The following is a 25,936-nucleotide window of genomic DNA, read 5'->3' as shown; positions in this document are numbered from 1 at the left end:
AGCATTGGGTGTCTCAGGCCTCGTTCGGGGCGGTGTTGGTCTCAATCCGGTACTTGTCGGTCAGGTTGTATAGCGTCGGGCGGGTAACGCCCAGAAGGCGCGATGCCTGAGCCATGTTGAAATTACTGGTGGTGAGGGCCTGAATAATCGCCTTTCGTTCTGCCGCTTCACGTACCTGGCGCAGGTTGAGCTGAAAGTCGGTGTCGCAGCCTTCGAGCGGCAGAACCAGGTCCTCGGCGGTGATGCGCTTGCCATCGGCCATGATGATCGCCCGCTTCACCTTGTTGATCATTTCACGCACATTGCCTGGCCAGCTGTAGGCATTGATGGCCTGAACCGCATCGTCCGAGAACGTGAGGTTAGGGCGGTCCATTTGTTTCCCCAGGGTTTTCAGGAGGGATTGTGCAATCACCAGTGGGTCGCCATCCCGTTCACGCAGGGCAGGCACATCCAGTGTGATTTCACTGATCCGGTAATACAGGTCCTCCCGGAAATCGCCCTGGGCAATCAGGTCCTGAACATTCCGGTGGGTGGCGCACACCACCCGGACATCAACGGGAATCGGTTTTACCGAACCTACCCGGTCGACCACTCGTTCCTGCAGGAAGCGAAGCAGTTTGGCCTGCAGTGCCATCGGCATATCGCCAATCTCGTCGAGAAACAGGGTGCCGCCGTTGGCGCTCTCAATCTTGCCTTTCTTGGATTGGGTCGCGCCGGTAAAGGAGCCTTTCTCGAACCCGAACAGTTCGCTCTCCAGCAGGTTTTCCGGAATGGCGGCGCAGTTGATGGCCGCAAAGGGTTTGTCGGCGCGATGGCTCAGGTCGTGCAGGGCCCGGGCCAGGAGTTCCTTGCCGGTACCGGTTTCGCCGGTAATCAGGGTGGTGACATCGGTAGGCGCAACCTTTTCAACCGTGCGGCAAATCACCAGCATTTCGGGGCTGGCGGCAACAATGCCTTTGATGTTGGTGCCATTGCCTTGCGAGGACAGCTCGCGGTTTTCTTTTTCCAGTTCCGCGAGGCGGAATGCTCGATTTACCACAAAGGTGAGGATGTCGGCATCCAGCGGCTTCTGGTAGAAGTCGCAGGCTCCCATGCCTATGGCCTTGACGGCGTTTTCCTTGTCTTCCCGCCCAGTCACCACGATCACTTTGGTCATGGGCGCCAGGCGAAGGATATCTTCCAGCAGGGCGAAACCCTCAGTGGCGCCGCCGGGGTCGGGTGGCAAGCCAAGATCCAGCGTCACCACTTCAGGCTCGAGACGCCGAAGTGCCGTTAGCGCTGCCTCCCGATCAGCGGCCACCGAGACTTCAATGTCTTCACTGAAGCACCATCGCATCTGGCTCTGGAGGCCAGGATCATCCTCGACTATCAATAACTGCTTCACAACAACAACCAGTCCTTTGTTCCGTGTTCATATCGGATAGACGCCCATGAGGCGAACGCGATTCCATGACTCTGATTCTTAACTGAACATTGACACTTTGCAATGCTCGCTTAATAAAATAGTCTTCTCCGTCGGTTAATTGACGGCTTGCCTGCCTTCCTGCAAGCCGGAATCTGTCGGTTCCGGCTTGTTCCCGGCTGATTCGCCGGTTGCTGCATTGGCCAGCGGAATACGTACCGAAAAGCAGGAGCCCAGGCCGGGCTCGCTGGTTACGTCGATCGAACCGCCCAGTTCCTGTATGTATTCCCGGGCCTGATAGGCTCCAATCCCCATACCGGTAAGCCCTTTGGTGCTTTCGAAGGGTTTGAAAAGCCGGGTGCGGATAAACTCTTCCGTCATGCCGCTGCCGGTATCCTGGATAAACAGCACCACGCTGCCTTTGGCCGTTTTCAGGTTCAGTGTGATTTCCCCGGTTGGAGCCGTGGCGTCCTGGGCGTTGCTAATCAGGTGGCCCAGCACGCTGCGCAGCTGTTCTTTGTCGGCGCATACCTGGATGGCGGGTGGAGCACCCAGTAGCACCGGTGCCGGGCTGCGGCGGCTGTTGTCTTCAATCAGCTCGCGGACCAGTTGGGTCAGGTCTATGGGAGCACGTTGCTCGTCCGCCCCGGAGGATGGTTTGCGGATATGATCCACGAGGTTCGACATTTTACGGACCGCATGATCGGTGGTGGCAATCATGTCGTCGATAAAGGCTGGGTTGTTGCGATGTTTGGGCGCATTCTTGACCAGTAGAGACAATTGGGCGATCAGTGTTTTCAGATCATGCACCATGAACGCGCTGGCCTTGCTGACGGCTTCAAACTGCATGGCCCGTGAGAGCCGGTTCTGGGCATCGTTCTGGGCGATGAGGTTGCAGGTCTGGCGGGCTACCACCTTGATCAGGTCGAAGTTCTCCCAGTTAAGCTCCACCCTGGCGTAGGGAGCGCCGACCATGGCAATGCCGTAGAGTTCGTTATCGAGATACAGAGGGATGACCAGCCAGGCTTCCGGGGTCTTGGTGATGGAGTCCGGTATTTCCAGCAGGTTGTAGCTCACCGGGTCTTCCCGGTATTCACTCAGATCAATGATCCACTCACGATCTTTAAAGAACTTCACCATATCCGAGTCTTCGTCAATGATGGTGTACTTCGGAGTCGCGATATTGACGCTTGCTTTCAGGTGGAAATCTTTCTGCTCGCCCTTTATCCAGAGCGCGCCGGCATTGCTTTCCACCAGTCCGGCCAGAATGCGCACTACTCGCTCGGGCAGGGGTGGTTCGTTGCTCAGGTTGGCAAGTTCCTTGGTGAGCTTGAGCCATTCATCGCGATAGTCGTACTTGTAGTCGAAGAAGTTCTGGCTGATGAAGACCATCAGGCGGCCGCGAATACGCCGCGACAGCAGAAGTGTGACCAGAAACGCCAGGGAAACGGTGATGAACAAAACCTGCAGGGCTTCGCCCCACTCACCACCCAGGGCGCGTACGTAGTAACCGCCGATGGCCAGCAGTAACAGGTATCCGCCCGCGAAGATGAGTGTGCCAGCGTGAAATACGGCCGAACGGGACAACTGGAAGTCCACAGGTTGTTTGCGTGTGTTCACCACATTGATGGCAAAAAGGGGCATGAGTGCGGCGTTCACAAAACCGCGCGCATTCCAGAACGAATCCGCGACTTGCCCGAACAGCAGCGCATCGGCATACATGAAGAAATCAAAGGCGAAGATGGTGGCAACGCCAATGCACAGGTATTTCATGCTGGAGCGGCCGAAGACAGTAGAGTTTCGCCAGATTTGCTCGACCAGCGACAGGCCCAGAAGTGACAGGGCGATCTGGCCAATCACCTTGGTCTTACCGCTGACCAGATCGATGTGGAGGGCGAACTCAAGTGTACCAAGGGCCAGCAAGGTGATGATCAGTATCGCCGTCGCGGCACCCAATACCTTCTTTATTTGACTGGTGAACCGGCCTTGGCGAAAGCCGTCGCGAAGCATGGCGAACAGCAGGAGTAACCAGGCTGTGTCTCTGAGCAGTTCCAGGAGGTAGCGGGTGAAGAATCCGGGCGATCCCCAGAGGCTTTGGGTAACCAGGACGGAGGCCCACAGGGCGGTAACAATGGCGGCAAGGAACAGAGCACGATCAATGTCGCGGCGAAGATAACGGGTTGCCACAAGAACGGCCAGAACCGCAAAGACAGCGGCTGCCGCACCGTGACTGATCACGCTGAGATCCCTGAACATTAGCTCTTTCCTTGAACACCGGGAATCCCGGGCCTGCCGGTGCCCGGGTACTGTATTTAATATGTACAGGGTAGCGCCGAAAAGGGCCGTTCGTCTATTTGAATACTCAAATTACCGATGAGTTTCACACCGGTTTTTTGTTATCGCGATAATACCGGAAAATCTCTTTCAATGGCCGTTTGGGCTCAAAACCGAATTCCCGGGCGAAGGCGCGACCGTCAATCACCACCGGATATTTGAAGAATGCCATAAGGTAGGGAGGGAAGCTGCGCAGGTTCAGAACCCGGGCAATGGCCTTCGGCACGCTCGGTGGAATGGAGGGAATGGGTATGGTTTTGCAACCGCAGAGCTTCAGGGCGTGCTGGTAGGCGACCCAGTCTTGCGGCGCGACATTGAACACGCCTTTTACGGGCTTTGCCCAGGCGGCGACAATGGCGTCTGCCATATCGTCGATATGGATGAACTGCATCATCGGCGAAAAGCCAGCCAATACGGGTGCCCGCTCACTGCTGAGCAGGGTGCTCATGGTATTGCGAACACCGGGGCCCACGATGTTGCAGGGCCGAAGAATAGTTATGTTGAGTTCCGGGTAGCGCCAAAGATAGATGTTGGCGAGGTTCTCAAGCTCCACTGAATCCACCAGGTCCGCGCTCAGGCCCGCGCTTTTGAGGGGGGCGGACTCGTCAATCAGCGCCGGGTTATAGGCCACGGCACCATAGACGTGGTAGGTGGAGAGCACAATCACCCGGCGTATGCCGTATTTGTGGGACAGGTCCAGTAGCTTCTGGGTGCCCAGTACATTGGCGTTATAGCGGCGCATGCGGGTCAGTTGGCTGGAGAGGATGCGGCCGAGATGAATCACGCCATCAAACTCATAGCGTCGGAACAGGTCTTCGAAGACCCGCTTGTTGAAGTCAATGCAGTAGCTGGGGATGTCGTCGCCCAGGTAAACCTGTTCCCGGAAATCGACGGCCACCAGGTCGCAGCTTTCTCGCAGGCGGCGGATCACTTGCTGGGCCAGCGCACCGGCAGCACCTGTGATCAGAATGCGGGGTCTTTGGTGCTTGCTCATCAGAACAGCCTTTTCCTTTCGCTCAGTCCCTTGTCAATCAGTCGGCTGATCTCGGCTTTCACAGCCTCTACCCGTTCGGTGACCTGCTCTTCAGGGATTTCGGTATCATCAAAATACATGGGTTCCCCGAAATTCAGGTGTACCTTGGCGGGGAGCACCACGGGCAGGGCGACAGGAACGTAGGGTACGCCCAGGGCATTGGCCAGTGGCTTGATGTTGGCAATGGCCGGGATGGTCTCTTCGCAGCCCACTACGCCCACAGGCACAATGGGCGCCTTGTACTTCATGGCCAGATGCATAAAACCGTTGCCGAAACGTTTCAGTTGATACCTGTCCCGGTAGAGCTTGCCGGAGCCTCTTACGCCCTCCGGAAACACAATCACAGCTTCATTGTTGGCGAGCATCTTCGCGCAGTTGACCGGGTCTCCGAGCACGGCGCCGATTTCGTTCAGGAGATTGCCAAGCCACGGCACCGTCGGAAAGAAACGCTCGATCATGGCGCGGGGAATTCGAGGATTTTTTTCCCGTGAGGCGAGGGCATAACCAATGAGCAGGCCGTCGATGGGTAACTGGCCGGAGTGGTTGGCAATAATCAGCACCGGGCCCTCTGCCGGCACATTGTCAACGCCGGAGGCGCTGACCCGAAAGTATTTCTCGTAGATTTGTCGGGCAACGGAAAAACCGTACTTCACCGCTTCGTTGTTATAACCCCATGGATCGTAGCCCAGTGTGCCGATGGGTTTGCGAATGCGGTTTACCTGTTCGTCCAGTTCCGCTGGTATCAGTTTCGATCTCAGATACGATGCCAGGCCCATGCCCGCTCCCTGTGTCAAAGAAGTTGCCGCTCAGGCGCGGCCGATGAATACGCCCAGTGTGTGGCTCTGGCCTTCATTTAATACCCGATAATCCGATGCTGCATTGGCTGTTTCGACGCACAGCATTTTCTGCCAGGCAGAGTCTGGAAAATCAGAAAGACGCTGCGCTTTTCCCGGGCCCGGGTTCCAGACCACGGTTGAATCGCTACCCACAGACGTAAGCTTTCGCTTGCCGGAAGGTGTTACTACGGTCAGTGCTTCGCCGGTTTCGTATATCCGGTCCACTTCACCTTCGAAATACACTGGCCCTTCCTGTGAGACGTAGTCCCAGTCTTTCAGCGTGTCGATGTACTGGCTGTTTCCCAGGCCCAGCACGCGGGTTCGCTGAATGTCGTCAGTGGGCAGGTAAGTGTGAAGGGCCTGACTGAACGCCAGCGGCGCTTTCGAAAGATTGGTGGTTGTCAGTGCGATCTGGCAACCGCGAATGGAAAAACTGAAGGTGATCAGGGCCAGGGCGTGGCCGTCCCAGTGTTCCTGGAAATCGTCGTTGGCGCTGAGGGACAGGCTGACTTCTACCTCGTGGGCGCTTTCCCGAACATCTTCCAGCCGCCATAAAGCGGTGCGGGCAAAGCCATGGGCTGAGGATGACGCTATGCGCTTGCGGATTTCCGGCGGGTTCCGGAGTGGGTCTCCAAACCAGGGCCAGCACACGGGAATGCCACCGCGAATTGCTCGGCCAGGTTGAAAACGGGCGAGTTCACTGAGCCAGAGCCAGTTGCGTTCATCCTTTGGCGCGAAATGGGTGAGGTGTGCCCCCTGTAGAAACAACGTGGCCTGGAACAATGGGTGATGAACTTCAAGTGCCTCCAGTTGCCCGATGGTACTCCAGCGGGTAAATGACCAGTTGCCCGGGCCTCCGGTTGCTGGCGGCTTGCTACTGCTGTCCGACATATTCAGAAACGGCTTCCTTTAGGTAAAACTCCGTAGCTTCAGAGTAATTTAAAACCGTGCGCGCGGCGAGTTTCTGAATACAATGCGTCAAATTTGTGAGGGTCTGAACATGGAATCAGAAAATCCGGTAGCGTCGGTCTTGCCGATGCCGGAGCCGCTTCTCGAGCAGTCCGCGGGCCAGTTGGACAAGGTGGCTGGAGACATTATCGGGGCAGCTGGCCGCTGTGATTCTTTGTTGGTCTCCGATGGCTGGTTGGATGAACTCGCCGATAGCCTGAGCGAGAAAGCCTGGATTGAGCTGGATCTGCTCGGTCATTTGCCCGTTGGCCTGATCGCTGCGCTTCGTAACGAGGTAGAGATACTGGACCGTACCGAAGCCATGGGGCGAGCAGGGATTGGGCGCGGTGCCGATCTGACCCGTGATCGCAGCGTCCGCCGGGATAAAATCGCCTGGCTTGATGGCTATACCGCCGCCCAGTCGGAGCTGTTCCGGTTCTTTGATGCCCTGCGGGTTGGTCTGAACCAGCGCCTGTTTCTTGGGCTGAAGCGCTATGAAGCGCATTATGCCACCTACCAGCCTGGCGATTTCTACAAGCGCCACCTGGACAGTTTCCGGGGCAGGGCATCCCGAGTGGTCAGCCTGGTGCTGTATCTGAATGAAGGATGGCAGCTGCAAGACGGGGGAGAGTTGCGGGTGTTCAGCCCCGACAACGAAGATCAGATGGTTGGTCTGGTGCGGCCGGAAGCAGGGCGTGCGGCACTGTTTCTGAGTGAGGATGTGCCCCACGAGGTATTACCCGCCAATCGCACCCGGTACAGCATTGCCTGTTGGTTCCGGCAGGACGAAGTCCCTTTGCCGTTGTAGTCCTTATACCCTTCTGTTAATATGCGCGCCGCTTTCGAGGGAAATGCCCCGAAACGCCGTTATGGTGGCCCCATTGGTGCCTCCGCAACATGAAACCGTGAACCCGGTCAGGCCCGGAAGGGAGCAGCCGAAGCGGTGGATGTGTGTGCCGGGGGATCGCTGGTGGGGTCACCCCCATATCCTGCCACTTGTTTTGCCTGTTTCCTCTCCCGTTTGTTGCGCAAGCGCATGCTTCTTCTCATTGCCTGTCCATGCTAGAGTTGTTCCCATTTTTCAGAGCAGTTGATGGATCATGAGCTATCAGGTTTTAGCCCGGAAATGGCGCCCCCGTACCTTTGAAGACATGGTGGGGCAGGAACATGTGTTACAGGCGCTTATTCACGCCCTGGAACACCAGCGCCTGCACCATGCCTATCTGTTTACCGGCACCCGGGGCGTGGGCAAAACCACCATTGGCCGCCTGCTGGCCCGCTGTCTGAACTGTGAGACCGGCATAACGCCGAATCCCTGCGGTGAATGCGACAGCTGCAAGGAGATCCTGGAGAACCGTTTTGTTGATCTGATCGAAATCGATGCTGCCTCCCGCACCGGTGTAGATGACATGCGGGAACTGACCGACAACGTGCAGTACGCTCCCACGCGCGGCCGCTACAAGGTGTACCTCATCGATGAGGTGCACATGCTCACCAACCAGTCCTTCAACGCCTTTCTGAAAACCCTGGAAGAGCCTCCTGAACATGTCAAGTTCCTGTTGGCCACCACCGATCCCCAGAAGCTGCCGGTGACGGTGCTTTCCCGGTGTCTGCAGTTCAATCTCAAGCGGATGACGCCGGAGCACATTGTTGGCCACCTGAGGCACGTTCTGACCGAAGAACAGATCCCGTTTGAAGACCCGGCCCTGTGGCTGTTGGCGAGGGCGGCCGATGGCAGTATGAGGGATGCCCTCAGCCTGACCGACCAGGCGATTGCATTCGGCAACGAGAACCTGGCTGCCAGTGATGTCAGCAATATGCTGGGCACCATCGATCAGCGCGATATCCAGCGCATTGTTAACGCATTGGTTGAGCGTGATGGCCCCGGCCTGCTGTCTGAAATTAACCGGATCTCGGATTTTGCCCCGGATTACGGCGTCATCCTGTCCGATATGCTGTCTCTGTTTCATCGCGTCACCATGGAGCAGGTGGTGCCGGGCAGTGCCGACAACGCCATGGGCGATGCTGCCCAGGTGCAGGAACTGGCCCGCCGTCTGAGTGCCGAAGATGCCCAGTTGTTTTACCAGACCGCGTTGATTGGCCGGAAAGATCTGTCGGTGACACCGGATGCCCGTATGGGCTTTGAAATGACCTTGCTGCGCATGCTGGCGTTTCGACCGGGTACCGATCGCCGGGAACCGCCGGCGCTGGCCTCTGGCAACAGTAACAATGGCCCGGCGGAGTCAGAACCTGAGCCTGGCCCGGTTTCGCAAACCGCGCCCACCCAGGCTGTCGCCGCGGCACCGCAACCCGAGCCCGCGCCTCAGCCGGTTCCCAGTCCGGAGCCGGTAGCTGAACTTGAACCACAGCCACCCATGGTGGATGACCCGCCACCCTGGGAGCCAGAAGACTACGGCGTTCAGGCTGAATCACCCGAGTGGCAAGAGCCGGTCCCGCAATCGGATTCCAGTATTGAGCCTGACGCAAGCGCGACATCCGCGCCAGAGTCAGCGCCGGAACCAGTTTTGGCCCCTGATCCGGTGCAGTCAGAGCAAAATGCTGACCAGACCATGGTGAACGAACCTGAGCCGGCACCTGCCGAGCCCGAGCAACCGGTCACCGCCGACGGGTTTGTCTGGGAACGTGATTTTCGCTCGCTGGGTATTACCGGCATGCCTGGAAACCTGGCCAGCTATTCGTCCATGAGAATGGAAGGGCAGGCGGTTGTGCTGACTCTGGATGAGGGGCATGCGCGGCTGCTCAATGTTCGCCACGAAGAAAAAATACTGGCGGCCTTGAGATCACGCTTCGGCGACGCCACACAGTTGAAGATAGAGCAGGGTGTGCCGGGGTTACATACGCCCGCCGCCTTTGAGGAGCGCCAGCGAGCTGCGCGCCAGAAAGCCGCGGAAGAGTCCATCCGGCAGGATCCTCTGGTCAAGAGTATTGTGGAACGATTTGAAGGGCGGGTCGTCGAAGAAAGTATCCGCCCCGCAGAAACAGCCAGGAGATAAGCAGATGATGAATAATATGGGCGACCTGATGAAAAAGGCCCAGCAGATGCAGGAGCAGATGCAGAAGGCTCAGGAAGAGATCGCCAAAGCTGAAGTCACCGGTGAATCCGGCGCAGGGTTGGTGAAAGTCACCATGAACGGCCGGCACGATGTCCGCAAGGTGGATATCGATCCGTCCCTGCTGTCTGAAGACAAGGAAATTCTGGAAGACCTGCTGGCTGCTGCCGTGAACGATGCGGTTCGCCGGGTAGAAGCAAACCAGAAAGACAAAATGTCCGGCATGATGTCTGGCATGGGGATGCCGCCCGGTTTCAAGATGCCGTTCTGAGCCGGCCTGCCATCGATTTTTTGAGGAGTAGTCATGGCCTTCAGCCCTCTGGTTGATGAATTGGTGGAATCCCTGAGATGCCTGCCCGGTGTTGGCCAGAAAACGGCCCAGCGCATGGCCTTTCATCTGCTGGAGCGGGGGCGCTCTGGTGGAACCCGGCTGGCAGCGGCGTTGAATCATGCGATGGACGGCGTGCGCCGTTGCGACAGCTGCCAGAATTTTTCGGATACTGAAATCTGCCAGATCTGCGAAAAACCCGAGCGCCGCAATGGCACACTGTGTGTCGTTGAAAGCCCTTCAGACCTGCTTGCCATTGAGCAGGCCGGTGATTACAAAGGCAGTTACTTCGTGTTGATGGGGCACCTGTCGCCCATCGATGGCGTGGGCCCGGAGGAGATCGGGATCGAGCGTCTGCTTGATAGAGTGCGCCGTGAAGGCGTAACCGAATTGATCCTGGCCACCAACCCCACGGTGGAAGGTGAAGCTACCGCCCACTACATTGCTGACCGCCTTGATGGCCAGAATATCCTGATCACACGCCTGGCCCATGGCATTCCCGTTGGCGGTGAGCTGGGCTATGTCGACGGCTTTACACTCACCCATGCATTCCGGGGTCGCAAACCCCTGTCTGAATAAGTCCTCAGGTTCTGTCTATGACCCACACCGACCCGGCCGTAACCATTCCAGCGGCCCCGGATACCGTTCGCTGGCTGGAGACACCCGAGCAACTGGATCAGTGGCTCGGCTGTCTTGAACCCGGCATTCCGGTTGCACTTGATACCGAGTTTGAACGGGTTTCCACCTTCTACCCGATTCCAGGCCTGGTGCAGTTAGGCGCTGACGGACATTTCTGGCTGGTGGATCCGGAGGTAGCCGAGGCCGCTGGGTCGTTCCGGGCCATGCTGGCCGATGAAAGCCGACCAAAACTGCTGTATGCCATGAGCGAGGATCTGGAGTTATTTCGCCATTGGCTGAATGTGGAGCCAGCGGGTGTGCTGGATTTGCAGATCGGTGCCGCACTGGCCGGTGCCGGATTTTCCGTTGGTTATGCCCGCCTGGTTGAGACCCTGTTCGGAGAGGCGCTCGATAAATCAGCCACCCGTTCGGACTGGGTGTCACGGCCACTGACGCCGGCCCAGGAGCGCTACGCCCTGGACGATATCCGTTTTCTGGAGCCACTCTACGGCTGGGTGTTGACCAACCTGAGGCAAAGAAACCTGGAGCATGCTTTGGCGGATGAATCCAGCCGGTTTGCCAGTGAGGCCGCTACCCAGGAAGATCCGGAGCAGCATTATCTGAAACTCCGGGGCGGCTGGACCCTGAACCGGGAACAGCAAGCGGTGCTCCGGGCACTGGTCGCGTGGCGTGAGCAGGAGTGTCGTCGCCAGGACCGGCCCCGCAACAGGGTCCTGAACGATGGCTTGCTGATTGCCGTTGCTGAGCGGTTGCCGTCATCAGCTGCCGTGATCAGGGATGTTCAGGGCGTACCCGGTGGTTTCGTTAAACGTTATGGTGAGCAGCTGGTTGAGCTTGTGCAGGCCGCCCGTGATACCGATAATTCAGGGCTTGAGCTCATTCCAAGACCGCTGAGCCGGGATCAGCAAGCGCTTTACAAGAAAGTTAAGCGTTACTTTAGTAATGCCGCGGAACGCGTTGATATTCCAATGGAATTGTTGGCGCCGCGTAAGCGTATTGAGAAGCTGATCCAGGATGGCACCCTGGCAGGCCAGGCGTTTTTTGAGGGCTGGCGCGCGCAGATTATCGCGCCGGTAAAGCAAGATATTGAGGAACTGCTCAGCCAATGACTGAACGTGAATTTGTATCGGTGTTTCGCAGCAGCAAGAAAGGCGACGCCTATCTCTTTGTTCGCCGCGGGCAAAAGTGGGACGATTTACCAGAGGCGCTGAGAGGTATTTTCGGTTCGCCCATCCACTCGATGGATCTGCTGCTAACGCCAGACAAAAAGCTTGCGCGCACAACCGGGAAGGAAGTGTTGGCAGCAATCGACGAAAAGGACTTTTTCCTGCAGATGCCGGAAGAGCAGGACACCTACATCGTGGACTTCAAACGCAAGATCGAGCAACACCGGAAATGATTGCACAGATTCCCTTCTGGCAGCGCAAACGACTGGCAGAGATGACCCAGCCGGAATGGGAATCCCTGTGTGATGGCTGCGGTAAGTGTTGTTTGCAAAAGCTGGAGGATGAGGATACGGGGGAGGTGTATCACACCGATCTTGTATGCCGTTACATGGACCTGGATACCTGTGGCTGTACGGTCTATGAGCAACGATTGAAAAAGGTACCGGGGTGTACGGTACTGACCGCCGATACGGTTCTCAGCTACCACTGGTTACCATACACCTGTGCGTACCGGACCCTCGCCGAGGGAAGGCCTCTGCCGGACTGGCACCCGCTTCGCAGCGGAGATCCTGATACCGTTCATCAAGCCCGTGTTTCGGTGCGGGGAAACGTGGTGTCGGAAGATTCTGTGCCGGAAGAGGATTGGGAAGAACACATTATTCACTGGATTCTGTAATGATGGATACAGACGCTTCACTCGCTTATGGAGTTTTCTGGGCGGCCTATGCAGTCGCTTTCGTTGTGTTTTTCTACATGATGAAATCACTGTTCCGGGTATTGCCCTTTTACGGTCTGCGGACACTGCTTTTGTCTGCGCTTGTGGTGCTGGTGCTGACCCCCGTGGAATCGCCAGACGTGGCCGGCTGGTGGATACCGGCCTGGCTGTTTGCGGGCTATGAGCTGATTCTTGGCGACACCGATGCCGCCGGTCGCGCGCTGTTCAATTTCAGCATCGCCGCGATTGTTATGCTACTGGTATGGATACTTGATCTGGTTCGGTACCGGCTGGTTCGCAAATAGACGATTTCTGAGAACTACAAAAGATAAGGGCGCAGTTCAATGAACGGGTTCAAACGCATTTGGGTGGCTGCAGCTTTGCTGCTGATTTCTTGGCAAGCAGGTGCGCAGGACCCGGCACTGTCTCTGCCCGGCAATGCAGATGTGCGCATTGTGGTGGATATTTCCGGCTCCATGAAGGAAACCGATCCACAGAATCTCCGCCGCCCGGCGGTTCGTCTGCTGGCCCGGACATTGCCGGAAGGTGCCAGTGCCGGTCTCTGGACTTTCGGGCAGTACGTTAACATGCTGGTGCCCTACGGTGTGGTTGACCAGTCCTGGCGCGACACTGCTATTGAGCGTTCCGAGCAGATCAATTCGGTAGCTCTGCATACGAACCTCGGTTTGGCTATGGAGAAAGCCGCCAACGACTGGTTGTCTGGCGGTACCCTCGAGAACACCCATCTTATTGTCCTCAGCGATGGCAAGGTCGACGTGCCAGGCGGTGACGACGCAAGTCAGGCAGAGGAAAAACGCATAGTCGATTCCTTGTTGCCAGCGCTGAAAGACAAGGGCGCCACGATTCATACGGTTGGTCTGTCTGAGAAAGCGGACATCCGGTTTCTTCGTAACCTGGCCCGGGAAACCGGTGGCAGTTTCCAGCTGGCGCAATCTGCCGAGGCGTTGAATCTGGCGTTTGCCAATGCGCTGAATACCGCAGTGCCGCAGGAACAGGTTCCCATTGAGGGCGATGGCTTTGCCGTTGATGATGGCATCAGCGAGTTTACGGCACTGATCTTCTCAGGACAGGATGCTTCTGGCGAAGAGCCGTTGGCACTTGCACAGCCTGGTGGTGAGCCGTTCACCCGGGAGAGCGCTCCGGATAATGTCCGTTGGGCATCTGAGCCGGGCTATGATCTGATCACCGTTACTGAACCGGTCTCGGGCCGCTGGCGTATCGTTGGCGATCTTGGCCAGGGGAGCCGCGTGACGGTGGTCAGTGATCTGCGCATGGCCGTGAATCCGATTCCCGCTGAGTTTACCGAAGAGCAGCCTCTGGCCATTGAAGTGGCTTTTTTTGAGGAAGCCGAAAAGATTACCGGGTCAGACTTTCTCTCGGTCATGGACGTTAGCTTGTCGATAACCGCGAGTGATGGTCGGCAAGGTACCAAGGTTTTGTCTCCCGATACCCCGCCGGAAGACGGCGTATATCGGGACACCGTACCCAGATTGCCTGCACCTGGCCGCTATCAGGTTGATGTGGTGGCGGATGGCGGAACTTTCTCCCGCAAATTCAGCGCCATGACGACGTTTACCGTGCCAGGGGAAGAGCCACCTCTGGAGGTGGTGACCGAACCCATGGTGCCAGACCTGTCTGAACAGGCGGAGCCGCTGCCGGATTTTGATGGCGGAGCCAACTCTTCAGAACCGGAGCCGCCAGCGGAAGCTGAGCCTCCGGTCGAAGCTCCGGTTCAGGAATCTGAGCCGGAACCAGAGCCAGCACCGGTCGTTGAGCCGAAGCCCGAAGCGCCGGCCGAACAGCCGATTGCTGACACGGAGCCGGAGAAGGGTACCCTTCTGGGTATCCCGGTTTGGGCCTGGGGTGCTGGCGCAGCCTTGCTGGTTGCTATCGTGGGCCTTGGTTTGTTTGCATGGCGTCAGAAAAAAACGAGGGCAGAACAGGAGCAGGCGGCAGCGGCTGAGCGAGAAACCCTGGAAGACCTGGCTGAAGAATCTGAGGAGCCACCAGTGGTTGAGCCGGAGCCTCCGGCAGCGGCGGCGTCAGAGTCGGTGGAAGCGGAGGCTGAACCTGAACCTGCCCCGGAAACAGAGCCAGAGCTGGCGTCTGCCGAAGAGCCGGAACCTGAAGACATTCCGGAACTCTCGCAAGCTGACAGCGAACCGGACGAGATTCCGGATGAGGCCGTACCCGAAGTAACGGAAGAGCTGCCATCGGCTGAACTGGAACCGGAAGAGGATGACATCCCCTTGGCAGACGATACGGTTGGCGCCGAGGCGGAGCCAGATCCTTCTGAAGCTGATGAGATCAGCGAGTCGGAGTTCGACATTGATGAGGACGAGTTTGGTCTGGAAGACTTCGACCTCTCCGAATTCGACGATTTGCCCGATTATAATGAAGAGTCTCCGGAGGACGAAAAATCCAAACCGGCGGACAAGAAAGAGAATCCGAAAAAGTAACCAACAGGAATCAGACACATGAAGTTTACCGGCACCGATAAATACGTAGCCACCGATGACCTGCAAATGGCAGTCAATGCAGCGATCGCGCTGCAGCGTCCGTTGTTGATCAAGGGTGAACCCGGCACCGGTAAAACCCTGCTGGCGGAGGAAATGGCCGCGGCGCTGGGAATGACTCTGATTCCCTGGCACATCAAGTCGACCACCAAGGCCCAGCAAGGCCTGTACGAATATGATGCGGTGTCCCGCCTTCGGGATTCCCAACTCGGGGACGAGAAGGTCAAAGACATTCGCAACTACATTGTGAAGGGCAAGCTCTGGGAAGCCTTTGAGGCAGACGAGCAGGTGGTGCTGCTGATCGACGAAATTGACAAGGCGGATATCGAGTTCCCGAACGACCTGTTGCTGGAACTGGATCGAATGGAGTTTTTCGTTTACGAAACCCAGGAGTTTGTGAAAGCGAAGAAACGCCCGATTGTGGTCATCACCAGTAACAACGAGAAAGAGCTGCCAGATGCCTTCCTGCGCCGCTGCTTCTTCCACTACATCAGCTTCCCGGATCACGACACCATGAAGAACATCGTGGATGTTCACTTCCCGGGAATTCAGCAGCAGGTGGTGCGGGATGCGCTGGAAGTGTTTTTTGACGTTCGCAAGGTGCCGGGGCTCAAGAAGAAGCCGTCGACATCCGAGCTGATCGACTGGCTCAAGTTGCTGATGGCGGATGAGCTCTCTGCCAAAGCCCTGCAGGAGAAAGACTCCAGCTCGGCTCTGCCACCGCTCTATGGTGCCCTGGTGAAGAATGAGCAGGACGTTCATTTGCTTCAGAAGCTGGCTTTCATGGCGCGTCGCCGAAACTGATCACCGACAAGAGCCCTGCTTTATGTTGATTGATTTTTTCCTCGAAGTACGGCGGGCCAAGGTGCCGGCCAGTCTGCGGGAATTCCTGGACCTGCTGGAGGCCATTCAGCAGCGCCTGGCATTCGCAGACATGGAGGAGTTCTATTACCTGGCCAGGGTGTGCCTGGTTAAGGATGAGCGGCACTTTGACAAGTTTGATCGCGCCTTCCAGGCCTATTTTGAGGGCATCGAGAATCTCGATGATCTGCTCGAGGCGCTGATTCCGGACGATTGGCTGCGCGCCGAATTCGAGAAACACCTGACCGATGAAGAGAAAGCCAAGATCGAGTCTCTCGGCGGGCTGGAAGAGTTGATCGAAACCTTCAAGAAGCGCATGGAAGAGCAGAAGGAACGTCACGCCGGTGGTAACAAATGGATTGGTACCGGCGGAACCTCACCGTTTGGTGCCAACGGTTATAACCCGGAAGGCTTCCGCATCGGCCAGAACAAAGGTCGCCACGGCCGGGCGGTTAAAGTCTGGGAAAAGCGTGAATTCCGCGATCTGGACGACAGCATCACCCTCGGCATCCGCAACATCAAGGTCGCCTTGCGCCGGCTGCGTAAATTCGCCCGACAGGGCGCGGCAGACCAGCTCGACATGGATGACACCATCCGCTCAACGGCCCGCAATGCAGGATACCTGGACCTGAAAATGGTTCCGGAGCGACACAACGCCGTGAAGGTTCTGATCTTTTTTGATGTGGGCGGTTCAATGGATCCTCACGTTCGGGTGTGTGAAGAGCTGTTCTCCGCGGCACGTCTTGAGTTCAAGCACATGGAGTATTTCTACTTCCACAATTTCATTTATGAAAGCGTGTGGAAGAATAACATCCGTCGCATGAACGAGACGCTCAGCACCTGGGACATCCTGCATAAATATACGCCGGACTATAAGGTGATCTTTGTCGGGGATGCCACCATGGCGCCTTATGAGATCACGCATCCCGGTGGCTCTATCGAGCACTGGAATGAGGAAGCAGGCGCCACCTGGTTCCAGCGTGTGGCCGAGCATTTCCGAAAGGTGGTGTGGCTCAACCCGTTACCGGAAAGCTACTGGGGATCGGGTGGTTCACTGGGCATTACCCAGCAATTGGTTAATAATCATATGTACCCTTTGACCATTGAGGGGCTCGAATCGGCCATGAGGCAGTTGAGTAAATAAAAAAAAGCCGATGCGGTTGAGGGCATCGGCAAGGCTCGGCATATTCAAGCGGGGGTTGCCCGAAAGGCGCTCCCGCCATCTCTGGTAGAGCAATTCCGGGGCCATGCCCCTGTATCTGCTTTTAGTATCAATAAGTTGCCTCGTCATAGGGCCGTCCGGTCCTTTGTGATCCGCCTCCCTTTTCTTTGTTTCTGTCAAATTAGTCGACGCTTTTCGTTGCCGATACCCGGCCAAATGCTCATTTGGTGAAATGGATACCGTTCTTGGTTGTTAGCGGGTGTTACTCTTTATTTCGAAATGTTACCTGAGCCGCGCACCAGCGCGGCCCGGCAAGGCAGGAAAGTGATGTTCGGCAGACAAAAACCACAAAAGTGCCGGATTGCCCCAGGGATCAGGGGGCTTTGTATATCCGGAATGATCATTGCCGCGATGGCGGCAACCTCCCACGCATCGTCGCTCGATGAGCAGATCGAGCGTCTGAACGCTGACATTACCCGGCATACCGCAAGTGTGCATGCCCTCGAGCAGAAACTGCTGCACCCGGTGAATACCCGGGTGGCGGTCTTTCTGTCGTTGGCGAACAGGCAAGCCCTTGAGCTGGATTCGGTAGAACTGTTCGTCAATGAGCAGCCGGTTACCGCTCATCTGTACACAGAAAACGAACGGAGCTCACTGGGCCAGGGCGGTGTACATCAACTGTTTATCGGCAACCTCGCGGATGGAAGACATACTCTCAAGGCAGTGATCAACGCCCGGGCGGCCAACAATCGTTTCGTGCGCCGGGAGATTGTCCACGATTTCCGGAAACAGCCCGGCACTTTGCGCCTGCAGATGACGCTGAACGCCAAGGCACCGGACTATGAACCGGAAGTCTCATTTGTTGAGTGGAAATAACCGGCCATGAATGGGCGCATGTCTCTGTTTCTCCGAAACAGTATTGGTGTCATGACAGCGATGCTGGCAGGTGTGGCAACGCCGGTAGCAAATGCCATGGATAACTCGTTGGCATCCGGTGTGGTTCGCTTTGCGCTGGATACCGGTGAGGCTTCGTCGGTTGTCGGGTTGGCAATGAAGCTTGAAGGCGAATCGGCCGATTACCTCCAGGCCCGGCTTATGCTGGCCTCGGGGCAGCACGACGAGGCCAGGGCTGGGTTTGAGGGTGTATTTAACGGTGCGTCTCACCGTGGCGAAGCGGCATTGGCTCTGGCTGAAATGGCACAGGAAGATGGCGATCTCACCGGTGCGGAAGACTGGTACCAACAGGCGCGCAGAACCGGCTATGGCGAAGTGGTTCAAAAAGCGCTTCTTGGTCTGGCACAGCTGGCCAGAATACAAGGGAAGACCGACGCGGCCGGTCAATACCTTGCGCGTATGGAAGATGGCTACTGGGCGGCTGTGGGCTATATGAACCTGGCGGCGGATTTCGCCCGCGATGATCTCGATTCGTCACGGGCCCTGGTTTCGCTCCGGGTTGCCATGGCCATGGCTGCCAAGGATACCGACACCAGCCGGAGCCGGGCACTGCTGGATCAGCTCAATCTCCGGGCCGGCTATCTCGCACTGGGTAGCGACGATTACGACAAAGCGATTGATTTCCTGGAGAAGGTCTCTCTGGAAAGTTATCACACACCTCAGGCTCTCTATCTTCATGGCCTTGCCCTCTCGAGCAAAGGCAACCACCGTGCCGCCATGCAGAGCTGGCACCGTGCCAAGAAATTTCCGCTGGCATTTCCCGGTGTTTCAGATGCGTGGATCGGTATGGGCCGTGGTTACGATCTTTCCGGGTATCCGGGCCAGGCGGGAGAATCCTGGTTGGCAGCCAACGCGGCCTATGAGGGAGAACGGGTTACCCTTGGCAAGTTGTCCGAAAGGATCACGGCTGAAGGAGCCTACAAAGCTCTGGTTCAGGATGCCCGTAGTGACGACATTCAATGGTTTTTGGCCGATAACCGAACGTTAACCCAGCCACGAATGGCGTATCTTCTGCGCTTCATGGAAGAACCCGGGGCCCAGGTGGCGGTGCGGAGGGTGGCGCGCCTTGATGAGATGGTCGCAACACTGGATGCGAGCAAGTACAACCTGGAGGTTTTCATCCAGGCCCTTGAAGGCTTTATGGCCTCGGCCGGTTCAGGGGGGGCGGCGTCACAAACCGTGGTGCTTGAGCAGCAGCAGAGTGATCTGGAATCCAGATTGAATGGGTTGGTGGAGCAGGCGGCTACGCCTGCCCAGGTCGCAGAGTTGCGTCAGCTAAAACAGTCCCTGGCAGGAGCCGGCCGCCGAATGGGAGCGTTGAATCAGCAGGTCGTCCAAAGGCCTGAGCGCCTGGAAACGGTTCTGGACGACGCTGGTGCATTGAGAGACGCCACCAAGGATTTACGTTACAAGACCCTTAGTCTCCGGGAGCAGGCTGCGCGAGAACTGGATGCACTGGCACTGGCGTTTGTTAAAAAGCAGACCCAGCGCATGACTCACGCGCTGGACAAAACCGAGCAGCAAATCGCACATCTCTACGAGTATCTGGCTCTGGAAAATCTCGGGGAGGGTGCACAGTGAATCTGCCTTTTGCTCCGCAGTCCTTCGCGGCACTCCTTGTCACGGTTATGACGTTGGCCCATGGGTCGGTTTCTGCGCAGGAATCGTTCCGCGTGGAGTTGGGGCGGGATGGTGAAACCCTGGGGGATATGCGCCCGGTGTTTCTGAAATTTGAGAGCCGGCCACTGCCGGCGATTTCGCCTCTTGAAGTAGCTCGCCGTTATCAGAAGCTGTTTGAGTCCTCGGATGAGCCTGAAGTGCGGATAGACGCCCTGAATCGGCTCAACAACATCCGTGATAGGTCGGGAGAGGACGTCGGGTTCTCCGAAGAGCGGGAAGCGGCCATCTATGAGGAAGTGCTCGAGAGCTACGAAAGCATTCTGGCTAAAGGGTCCTTTTCCGGGCGTCTCGACGAGTTACTGTACCAGATGGCCAAGGCCCACGCGCTGATCGGGCAACCGGAGCAGTCCATCGCAAGACTGAAACAGCTTGTTGGACTTTACCCGAACTCGGAACTGGTACCTGAGGCCCGTTTCCGCATTGCGGAAGCGGCTTTCTCGGCCGGGCGCTACGCGGAGGCAGAGGCCGGTTACCGACAGTTGCTGGAGCATGACAGCCACCAGGAACTCGCCGCCAAAGCTCGCTACATGCTCGGCTGGAGTCAGTTCAAACAGGGTAATCCTGCTTGGGCCCGTGCGTCAGCCAGCTTCATGGCGGTACTGGACCAGCAGTTACCAGACCACTCCGCCCTGGCCAACCCGCCGGCGCACTCCATGGATATGCTGGAGGACACCTTCCGGGTGCTGGCCTTGATGGCGTCCCGCCAGAGTGATGCCCGGACCCTCGCCGACTGGCTGGATGGTCGTGAGTCATCAGCATGGCAGCATCTGTTATACGACCGGCTTGCGGATCTGCATGCGGTGGAACGCCGTTATGTACGGGCGGTGTCGGTCAACAACGCCTTTGTGTCCGAGTTTGCGGGCCATACAGCGAGCCCGGATTTCCTGGCCCAGAGTGTGTCCTACTGGCAACTGGCCGGTAATACCTCAAAAGCTCTGGCGGCGCGGGATGATTACATCCAGCGTTTGGGGGCAGAGGCCCGATTCCAGACGATGACTCCTGAGCAGAAGGGGCTTTGGGCGCAATACAGCCGCTTCCTCGCTGATCACTACTACGCCACCGGTACAGATCTCAGTAGCCGGAACCAAACGGCTGCCGCCAGTGAAGCCTGGGCCAAAGCCGCCCACTATTACGAGCGGCTTGCACCTCGCTCGGAACAAGCCGGGGAACTGCTCCATCTCGCAGGCGATGCCCGGTTACTGGCTGGCGATCGGACTGAAGCCGTCAGGAATTTCCGGGCCGCAGCCTACGACCATCGCCATGGGCATTCCCGGGATTCGGCCTGGGCCGCTATCCGAATTGTTCGTGAGGATCTTGAGCTGGCATCAGGAGAGAGCAGAACCGCGGCGCTGCTCGTCCTGAGCAACGAAGAGCAGCGATATGCAGAGGCGTTTGGCCCGGATGAACGTCTGTCGGGGCTCCGTGCCGACCTTGCCAACCGTTGGTACGACCTGGGCGAATTCGAGCGTGCCCTGCATTACGCCAGTTCTACACTGACCTGGGAGCGGGCGGGGGTTACCGAGCGTTACGCCGCGTGGTTGGTGACCGCGCGTATTCGACAGAAAAACAACGAATTTGGGCTAGCTGAACGTGCGTGGCGCGAGGCTTTGCCATTGGCTGACGAAGCCAGCCAGGATGCAGAAAGCCAGAGGCGCAGTCTTCTGGAACAACTTGCGTCCGCTATCTATCAGCAGGGTGAAAAGGCTGCTCGCGCCGGCGACGCAACTTTGGCCGTGGCGCATTTCCAGAGGGTTGAGGGCGTTATGCCGGGCTCTGAAATTGCGATCAAGGCTCGCTATGATGCCGCGAATACCCTGCTTCGGGCATCCGACTGGCTGGCTGCAATCAACGAACTCCAACGCTTCCGGATAGATTATCCGAGTCATGAGCTTACGCCTGAAACCAGTGAGAAGCTGGTTCTTGCCTATCAGGAATCTGGCCAGGGTCTAAAAGCAGCGGAGGAGCTGCTGAATCGCTCAGAAACGCTTGCGAACCCGTGGCCCACCAGACTGCGTGCTGCGGCCATTTTCCACGCAGAGGGTGACAGCGCTTCCAGAAACCAGCTCTACAAAAACTGGCTGGCGGTTGCACCCACGCCCGATTCCGCCGACGAGCATGTTCAACATCAGACCATGCGCCAACGGCTGATCGAATCGGGAGACTCGGTGATTGCCGTACGTGAACAACTGCTGGCTCGGGAAAGAGCCAGCCAGTGGCATTCCGATGGCACCCTGAAATGGGCTGCCGATGCTGCACTGTTCTTTGGTGCCCAGACGGCAGAGCGTTTTGCCGGCATTGCACTGGTTCACCCGCTGGAGCAGGCCCTTGCACGAAAACAGGCGGCCATGCAGCAGGCTCAGGAGTATCTCCAGGAGGCAGAGTCCTTTGCCGGCGATGGAGTACGTTCGGAGGTTTTATATCGCCGTGCTGAACTCTATCGAACACTGGCGTCTGACCTCATGTCCTCTGAAGTACCTGCGGAACTGAACGAAATGGAAGCCATGCAGTATCAGATGCTCCTGGAAGAGGAAGCGTTTCCACTTGAGGAAGAGGCCATGGCGCTGCACGCCCGCAACCACGAACGTATCCCCACGGAGGGTTTCGATGAGTGGATTCAGCGCAGCCTGGAGGCCCTGGCCACCATGCACCCCGGGCGCTACGACCGACAGCTTCGCTGGATGAGTTGGACGACGGACACCAATCAGGGAGGCTCATGATGAGGTTGAGAGGGATACCCCAGGTTTTCCGGTTTTTACTTCTTCTGGTTCTTGCGGGGTTGGCTGGCTGCGCTTCCAAAGCGCCGGCACCTGAAAAAGTGGCGCCGGTGTATCAGCCGGAACAGTCAAAAGAGTGGGAGCGGCAGGGCCGGCAGGCCTACGAAGCCGGTGACCGGAAGATGGCGCTGGAGGCCTGGCACCAGGCGGTTGCGGCGGATCCTGCCAACGTGAGGGTCCGCAACAATCTGGCACTGCTTCTTAAAGAGCAGGAGCGCTTTGAGGAAGCCGCCGAGATGCTGGAAGCGGGGTTGAAGGTGACGCCGAAGGTGGCGGAACTGCATTACAACCTGGCGGTGATATCGGAGCTCTACCTGCTGGACCTCGACAAGGCGCTGGAACATTACCAGCACTACCAGTCCCTGGTGGGGGAGGAAGGCTCGCAGGTTGCCGGCTGGATCGCAGATCTTGAACGGAGGCTGGAATGATGCTGTCCAGGTTAACGTGCTGCGGTTTCCCCCTGTCTGTTCTGTTGCTTTGGCCGGCCATCGGCTATTCCGTAGAAGGCAACAGTGAGGCGGGGCAGAGCCAACAGAACGTTCTGCAGGTACGGGGGCTCTCCGCTGGCACCGGCGAAGACGATCCGAGGATTCTGTACATATTGCCCTGGCAAACGCCGAGCCTGCCCCGGCGCCCGAGAACCGAACTCAATCAACAGGCACCGGAACTCTTGCATCCGGTACCTCAACCGATTCTGGAGAACCACCGCCAGTTCCGCGAAACCCTGAACCCCCTTGTGCTGACACCAACGCTTTCTGCAGGGCAGGGCGCCGCACCAGTCGAGTCGCAACCGTAACGTCGCAGTAGATGGAGAACTACACCATGCTTGATACCGTTATCCGCTTTTTCCAGGAGGGTGGTCCCTTCATGTACCCGATTGCCATTGTGCTTGCACTGGGGCTGGCGATCACTCTGGAACGTTTCCTGTATCTCGGAGCGGTTCGCCGTCGAAACCGGGTGGCATTTGAGCGCGGCATTCTGCCCGCCCTGCAAAAACGTGATTACCAGCGCGCCATGAAGGCGGCGTCCAGCTCAGACAGCGCAATTGCCTCAGTGCTTGGCGCTGGCATTGCCCGGTTGATCAATAACTGCCGGCGTGAAGACATCGAATACGCGATGGAAGAGGGGCTGATGGAAGTGCTGCCCCGATTGGAAAAGCGCACGCAGTATCTCGCCACCCTGGCCAACATTGCGACGCTGCTAGGCTTGCTTGGCACCATCATTGGCTTGATTGCGGCATTCACCGCGGTTGCTGCCGCAGACCCCGCGCAGAAGGCATCGCTGTTATCGGAAAGTATTTCCGTGGCCATGAATACCACTGCTTTTGGCCTGATGTCGGCCATTCCGCTGCTCTTGTTCCATGCGGTACTGCAGACCCGCACCAACGAGATTGTCGACAGTTTTGAAATGGCGGGGGTCAAGCTCCTTAACATGGTGTCTGAGTCCGCAAACCGGCCGGCGGCGGCCGCCTGATGGTGCCGGCATTCCAGGATCTGATCAGGAGTAGCCGAACATGAGACGTCGACATCGCAGACTGACGGCCTCGGCAGACCTCGACATTACCGCCTTTCTCAATCTGATGATTGTGCTGGTGCCGGTGTTGCTTCTGGGCATGGTGTTCAGCCAGATCCGGATGATCGAGCTTAACTTTCCGGGCATGGAAGCGGGGCAGGCGCCGGATGCCGAATCGTTCCGGCTGGTGGTGACGGTGCTCCCGGAGGGTATTGAGGTGGCGGACAGCGACCGCGGCCTCATTGACGTGTTGCCTGTTACCGGGCAGGGCCAGGCCTATTCACGACTGAGTGAACTGTTGCAGCGGATTAAATCCCGGATGCCCGACAAGACGGACGTGATCCTGGAAGTCGGACCAGACGTTGACTACCAGACTCTGGTGTCGGTTATGGATACGGTGCGCTCTTACCAGGCGGTGGTGGCAGCGAGCGTTGTGGAAGCAGAGCTCTTTCCGGATGTGTCTTTGATGGATGCTGGTGAGGATCGCAATCTTGCCGCGCGACCCATGGAAGGCAAAGGAGAAGGCGCGTGAAGTTGTCGAGACGAGCCCGACTGCGCCAGCGACACTATGGCCGGATGCACAAGGCGGGTGGCCTGAACCTGGTGTCACTGATGGATATCTTTACCATCCTGGTGTTCTTCCTGATGGTGAATTCCTCGGATGTTAAGGTCATGCAGAACACTGCGGATGTTCCCCTGCCCAGTTCGACCGCCCAACAGGAAGCCGTGGAAAATCTGACGGTACAGGTGGTCGGCCAGTCCATTCTGGTTCAGGGCCGGGAAGTGGCGCGCCTGGACGGCATAGAAGCCACGGATACTCGCATTGCCGGCTTGTCCGAAGAGTTGGCGTACCGAAGGAACCGTTGGGCTGAGGTACCGGAAAACGGTCTTGAAGTTACGATTATGGCAGCGAAAGATACCGATTACCGGTTGCTGAGAAAGATCATGCAGACCTGTGTCGATGAGCAGTTCCGGCAGGTACGACTGGCGGTGGAGTCGGAGGTTCGTAATGGTTGATCACAGGGAGCTGTCGCAACCTTCCCGGCTGCCCTGGTCCAGGGACAGAGCAGAGTCAGGCCGCTTCGGCCTGATAACCGGGCTGATGCTGGCGCTGTTTCTGATTCCTGCCCTCATTATTCCGGGCCTGCAGGTACCGGAACCTGAGCGTGAACAGGCGGAGCAATTGCCGCCTCGGCTGGCGAAGCTGGTACAGCCACCCAAGCCGGTTGAGCCACCCGAGCCGGTTGTGGAGCCAGAACCTGAGCAACCCAAGCCAGAGCCAGAGCCGGAACCGACGCAGGTTGAGGAGCCGCCACAGACCCGTCCTGAGCCGACTGTCGCAAAAACGGAGCCGAAGCCTGCGCCGCAGACGACCGAGCAGGCTCGTGAAACCGCCTCACGTTCCGGCCTGTTTGCCATGAAAGACCGGCTCAGTGCTCTGACGTCTGTGGACACTCCGGCACCTGAGGTGCAGCGTGTCGCGAATGTTAATAACAGTCAGGCGGTTGGCCTGGCACCGGAAACGCCGAATGATTCGGTACTGCAAGGCAGCGGCGGTGTTGAAACCCGCGAAGGGCCAGTTCGGGAAGTCGAACTGGCAAAGCATGAAACCAGTGACGTAGCCGCTCCCCGGGAAACCGCGCCTCAGGTGGCAAGCCAGCCGGAACCCGCCCGGCCGTCAGTGGGCGAGCGTGCCATGAGTAATATCCGGCAGGTATTTGATGCCCAGAAGAGCGTGCTCTATTCCCTGTACCAGCGGGAGTTAAGGCAGGATCCAACCCTTGAGGGCAAGGTTACCCTGGAACTGGTGATTGAGCCGGATGGCAGTGTCTCAGCCTGTGACGTGGTGGGTTCTGAACTGGATCACCCGATGCTGGAAAAGCGCATTGCACTGCGCGTACAGATGTTCAATTTTGGTGCCGCCAATGTGGAGACCCGGAAGGTTCGATTCCCCATCGATTTCCTTCCGGGGTAATGCCGGCCG

General features: G+C 57.7%; 25 protein-coding genes and 1 other RNA gene. 21 read left to right on the top strand and 5 right to left on the bottom strand.

The window, feature by feature from the left end; translation table 11 throughout:
* Positions 1-13 precede the first annotated feature (13 nt).
* From prsR to C7436_RS02680, 5 genes are all read right to left on the bottom strand, one after another.
* The gene (gene prsR / locus C7436_RS02700) at positions 14-1,384 is read right to left on the bottom strand and encodes a PEP-CTERM-box response regulator transcription factor (RefSeq protein ID WP_014421323.1); all 1,371 of its coding nucleotides are present in this window, start codon (positions 1,382-1,384) and stop codon (positions 14-16) included.
* A 135-nt stretch (positions 1,385-1,519) separates the two neighbouring features.
* On the bottom strand, positions 1,520-3,658 hold the full coding sequence (gene prsK, locus C7436_RS02695) for an XrtA/PEP-CTERM system histidine kinase PrsK (protein WP_121206608.1): 2,139 nt from the start codon (positions 3,656-3,658) through the stop codon (positions 1,520-1,522).
* Between the two features lie 124 nt (positions 3,659-3,782).
* Positions 3,783-4,730 carry an SDR family oxidoreductase gene (locus C7436_RS02690; protein ID WP_011785102.1) on the bottom strand — a complete coding sequence of 316 codons (948 nt, stop codon included), beginning with the start codon at positions 4,728-4,730 and terminating at the stop codon, positions 3,783-3,785.
* Positions 4,730-5,545 (bottom strand): lysophospholipid acyltransferase family protein, encoded by an 816-nt coding sequence (locus tag C7436_RS02685; protein WP_022991126.1) that lies wholly within the window; start codon positions 5,543-5,545, stop codon positions 4,730-4,732. The genes C7436_RS02690 and C7436_RS02685 overlap by 1 nt, the downstream gene beginning before the upstream one ends.
* A 30-nt stretch (positions 5,546-5,575) precedes the next feature.
* Positions 5,576-6,496 (bottom strand): D-hexose-6-phosphate mutarotase, encoded by a 921-nt coding sequence (locus tag C7436_RS02680; protein WP_014421327.1) that lies wholly within the window; start codon positions 6,494-6,496, stop codon positions 5,576-5,578.
* 109 nt (positions 6,497-6,605) lie between these two features.
* Here C7436_RS02680 and C7436_RS02675 point away from each other — a divergent pair, with 109 nt between their 5' ends.
* From C7436_RS02675 to C7436_RS02575, 21 genes are all read left to right on the top strand, one after another.
* Positions 6,606-7,361 (top strand): 2OG-Fe(II) oxygenase, encoded by a 756-nt coding sequence (locus tag C7436_RS02675; RefSeq protein WP_023010073.1) that lies wholly within the window; start codon positions 6,606-6,608, stop codon positions 7,359-7,361.
* Positions 7,362-7,432: 71 nt separating this feature from the next.
* An RNA gene (gene ffs / locus C7436_RS02670) (signal recognition particle sRNA small type) lies at positions 7,433-7,529 on the top strand.
* Between the two features lie 124 nt (positions 7,530-7,653).
* A complete protein-coding gene (dnaX, locus tag C7436_RS02665; RefSeq protein WP_121206607.1) occupies positions 7,654-9,567 on the top strand; it encodes a DNA polymerase III subunit gamma/tau in 1,914 nt (637 codons plus the stop codon).
* 4 nt (positions 9,568-9,571) lie between these two features.
* Complete coding sequence (locus C7436_RS02660; RefSeq protein WP_011785097.1) at positions 9,572-9,895, top strand: YbaB/EbfC family nucleoid-associated protein; 324 nt, start codon at positions 9,572-9,574, stop codon at positions 9,893-9,895.
* A gap of 33 nt (positions 9,896-9,928) precedes the next feature.
* Positions 9,929-10,531 (top strand): recombination mediator RecR, encoded by a 603-nt coding sequence (recR, locus tag C7436_RS02655; RefSeq protein WP_011785096.1) that lies wholly within the window; start codon positions 9,929-9,931, stop codon positions 10,529-10,531.
* A 17-nt stretch (positions 10,532-10,548) separates the two neighbouring features.
* Positions 10,549-11,700 (top strand): ribonuclease D, encoded by a 1,152-nt coding sequence (locus C7436_RS02650; protein WP_121206606.1) that lies wholly within the window; start codon positions 10,549-10,551, stop codon positions 11,698-11,700.
* Positions 11,697-11,990 (top strand): YcgL domain-containing protein, encoded by a 294-nt coding sequence (locus C7436_RS02645; protein WP_121206605.1) that lies wholly within the window; start codon positions 11,697-11,699, stop codon positions 11,988-11,990. The genes C7436_RS02650 and C7436_RS02645 overlap by 4 nt, the downstream gene beginning before the upstream one ends.
* On the top strand, positions 11,987-12,433 hold the full coding sequence (locus tag C7436_RS02640) for a YcgN family cysteine cluster protein (RefSeq protein WP_121206604.1): 447 nt from the start codon (positions 11,987-11,989) through the stop codon (positions 12,431-12,433). Before C7436_RS02645 ends, C7436_RS02640 begins: the two co-directional genes overlap by 4 nt.
* On the top strand, positions 12,433-12,777 hold the full coding sequence (locus tag C7436_RS02635) for a hypothetical protein (RefSeq protein WP_011785092.1): 345 nt from the start codon (positions 12,433-12,435) through the stop codon (positions 12,775-12,777). Before C7436_RS02640 ends, C7436_RS02635 begins: the two co-directional genes overlap by 1 nt.
* 39 nt (positions 12,778-12,816) lie before the next feature.
* Positions 12,817-14,952: a vWA domain-containing protein gene (locus tag C7436_RS02630; protein WP_121206603.1), complete on the top strand. Its 2,136-nt coding sequence runs from the start codon at positions 12,817-12,819 to the stop codon at positions 14,950-14,952.
* A gap of 18 nt (positions 14,953-14,970) precedes the next feature.
* Complete coding sequence (locus C7436_RS02625; protein WP_011785090.1) at positions 14,971-15,813, top strand: AAA family ATPase; 843 nt, start codon at positions 14,971-14,973, stop codon at positions 15,811-15,813.
* Between the two features lie 22 nt (positions 15,814-15,835).
* The gene (locus C7436_RS02620) at positions 15,836-17,014 is read left to right on the top strand and encodes a vWA domain-containing protein (protein WP_121206602.1); all 1,179 of its coding nucleotides are present in this window, start codon (positions 15,836-15,838) and stop codon (positions 17,012-17,014) included.
* Between the two features lie 429 nt (positions 17,015-17,443).
* Positions 17,444-17,908, top strand: coding sequence for an AraC family transcriptional regulator (locus C7436_RS02615; RefSeq protein WP_224848565.1), 465 nt, complete (start codon positions 17,444-17,446; stop codon positions 17,906-17,908).
* A gap of 18 nt (positions 17,909-17,926) precedes the next feature.
* Positions 17,927-19,567, top strand: a complete 1,641-nt coding sequence (locus tag C7436_RS02610) for a tetratricopeptide repeat protein (protein WP_228198038.1) — start codon at positions 17,927-17,929, stop codon at positions 19,565-19,567.
* Positions 19,564-22,383, top strand: coding sequence for a tetratricopeptide repeat protein (locus C7436_RS02605; protein ID WP_121206600.1), 2,820 nt, complete (start codon positions 19,564-19,566; stop codon positions 22,381-22,383). The genes C7436_RS02610 and C7436_RS02605 overlap by 4 nt, the downstream gene beginning before the upstream one ends.
* The gene (locus tag C7436_RS02600; protein WP_011785085.1) at positions 22,380-22,868 is read left to right on the top strand and encodes a tetratricopeptide repeat protein; all 489 of its coding nucleotides are present in this window, start codon (positions 22,380-22,382) and stop codon (positions 22,866-22,868) included. Before C7436_RS02605 ends, C7436_RS02600 begins: the two co-directional genes overlap by 4 nt.
* Positions 22,865-23,236: a hypothetical protein gene (locus C7436_RS02595; RefSeq protein ID WP_228198037.1), complete on the top strand. Its 372-nt coding sequence runs from the start codon at positions 22,865-22,867 to the stop codon at positions 23,234-23,236. Before C7436_RS02600 ends, C7436_RS02595 begins: the two co-directional genes overlap by 4 nt.
* A gap of 26 nt (positions 23,237-23,262) precedes the next feature.
* On the top strand, positions 23,263-23,913 hold the full coding sequence (locus C7436_RS02590; RefSeq protein WP_014421339.1) for a MotA/TolQ/ExbB proton channel family protein: 651 nt from the start codon (positions 23,263-23,265) through the stop codon (positions 23,911-23,913).
* Between the two features lie 40 nt (positions 23,914-23,953).
* Entirely contained in the window at positions 23,954-24,484 is a 531-nt protein-coding gene (locus C7436_RS02585) for an ExbD/TolR family protein (RefSeq protein ID WP_011785082.1), read from the top strand.
* A complete protein-coding gene (locus tag C7436_RS02580) occupies positions 24,481-24,969 on the top strand; it encodes an ExbD/TolR family protein (RefSeq protein WP_011785081.1) in 489 nt (162 codons plus the stop codon). Before C7436_RS02585 ends, C7436_RS02580 begins: the two co-directional genes overlap by 4 nt.
* Positions 24,962-25,927 carry an AgmX/PglI C-terminal domain-containing protein gene (locus C7436_RS02575; RefSeq protein WP_014421342.1) on the top strand — a complete coding sequence of 322 codons (966 nt, stop codon included), beginning with the start codon at positions 24,962-24,964 and terminating at the stop codon, positions 25,925-25,927. Before C7436_RS02580 ends, C7436_RS02575 begins: the two co-directional genes overlap by 8 nt.
* Positions 25,928-25,936: the final 9 nt, after the last annotated feature.

This window comes from Marinobacter nauticus, from assembly GCF_003634635.1.
Lineage (GTDB): Bacteria > Pseudomonadota > Gammaproteobacteria > Pseudomonadales > Oleiphilaceae > Marinobacter > Marinobacter nauticus.
Note: the sequence above shows the minus strand (reverse complement) of the source record. Positions and strands in the feature narration are given on the sequence as shown.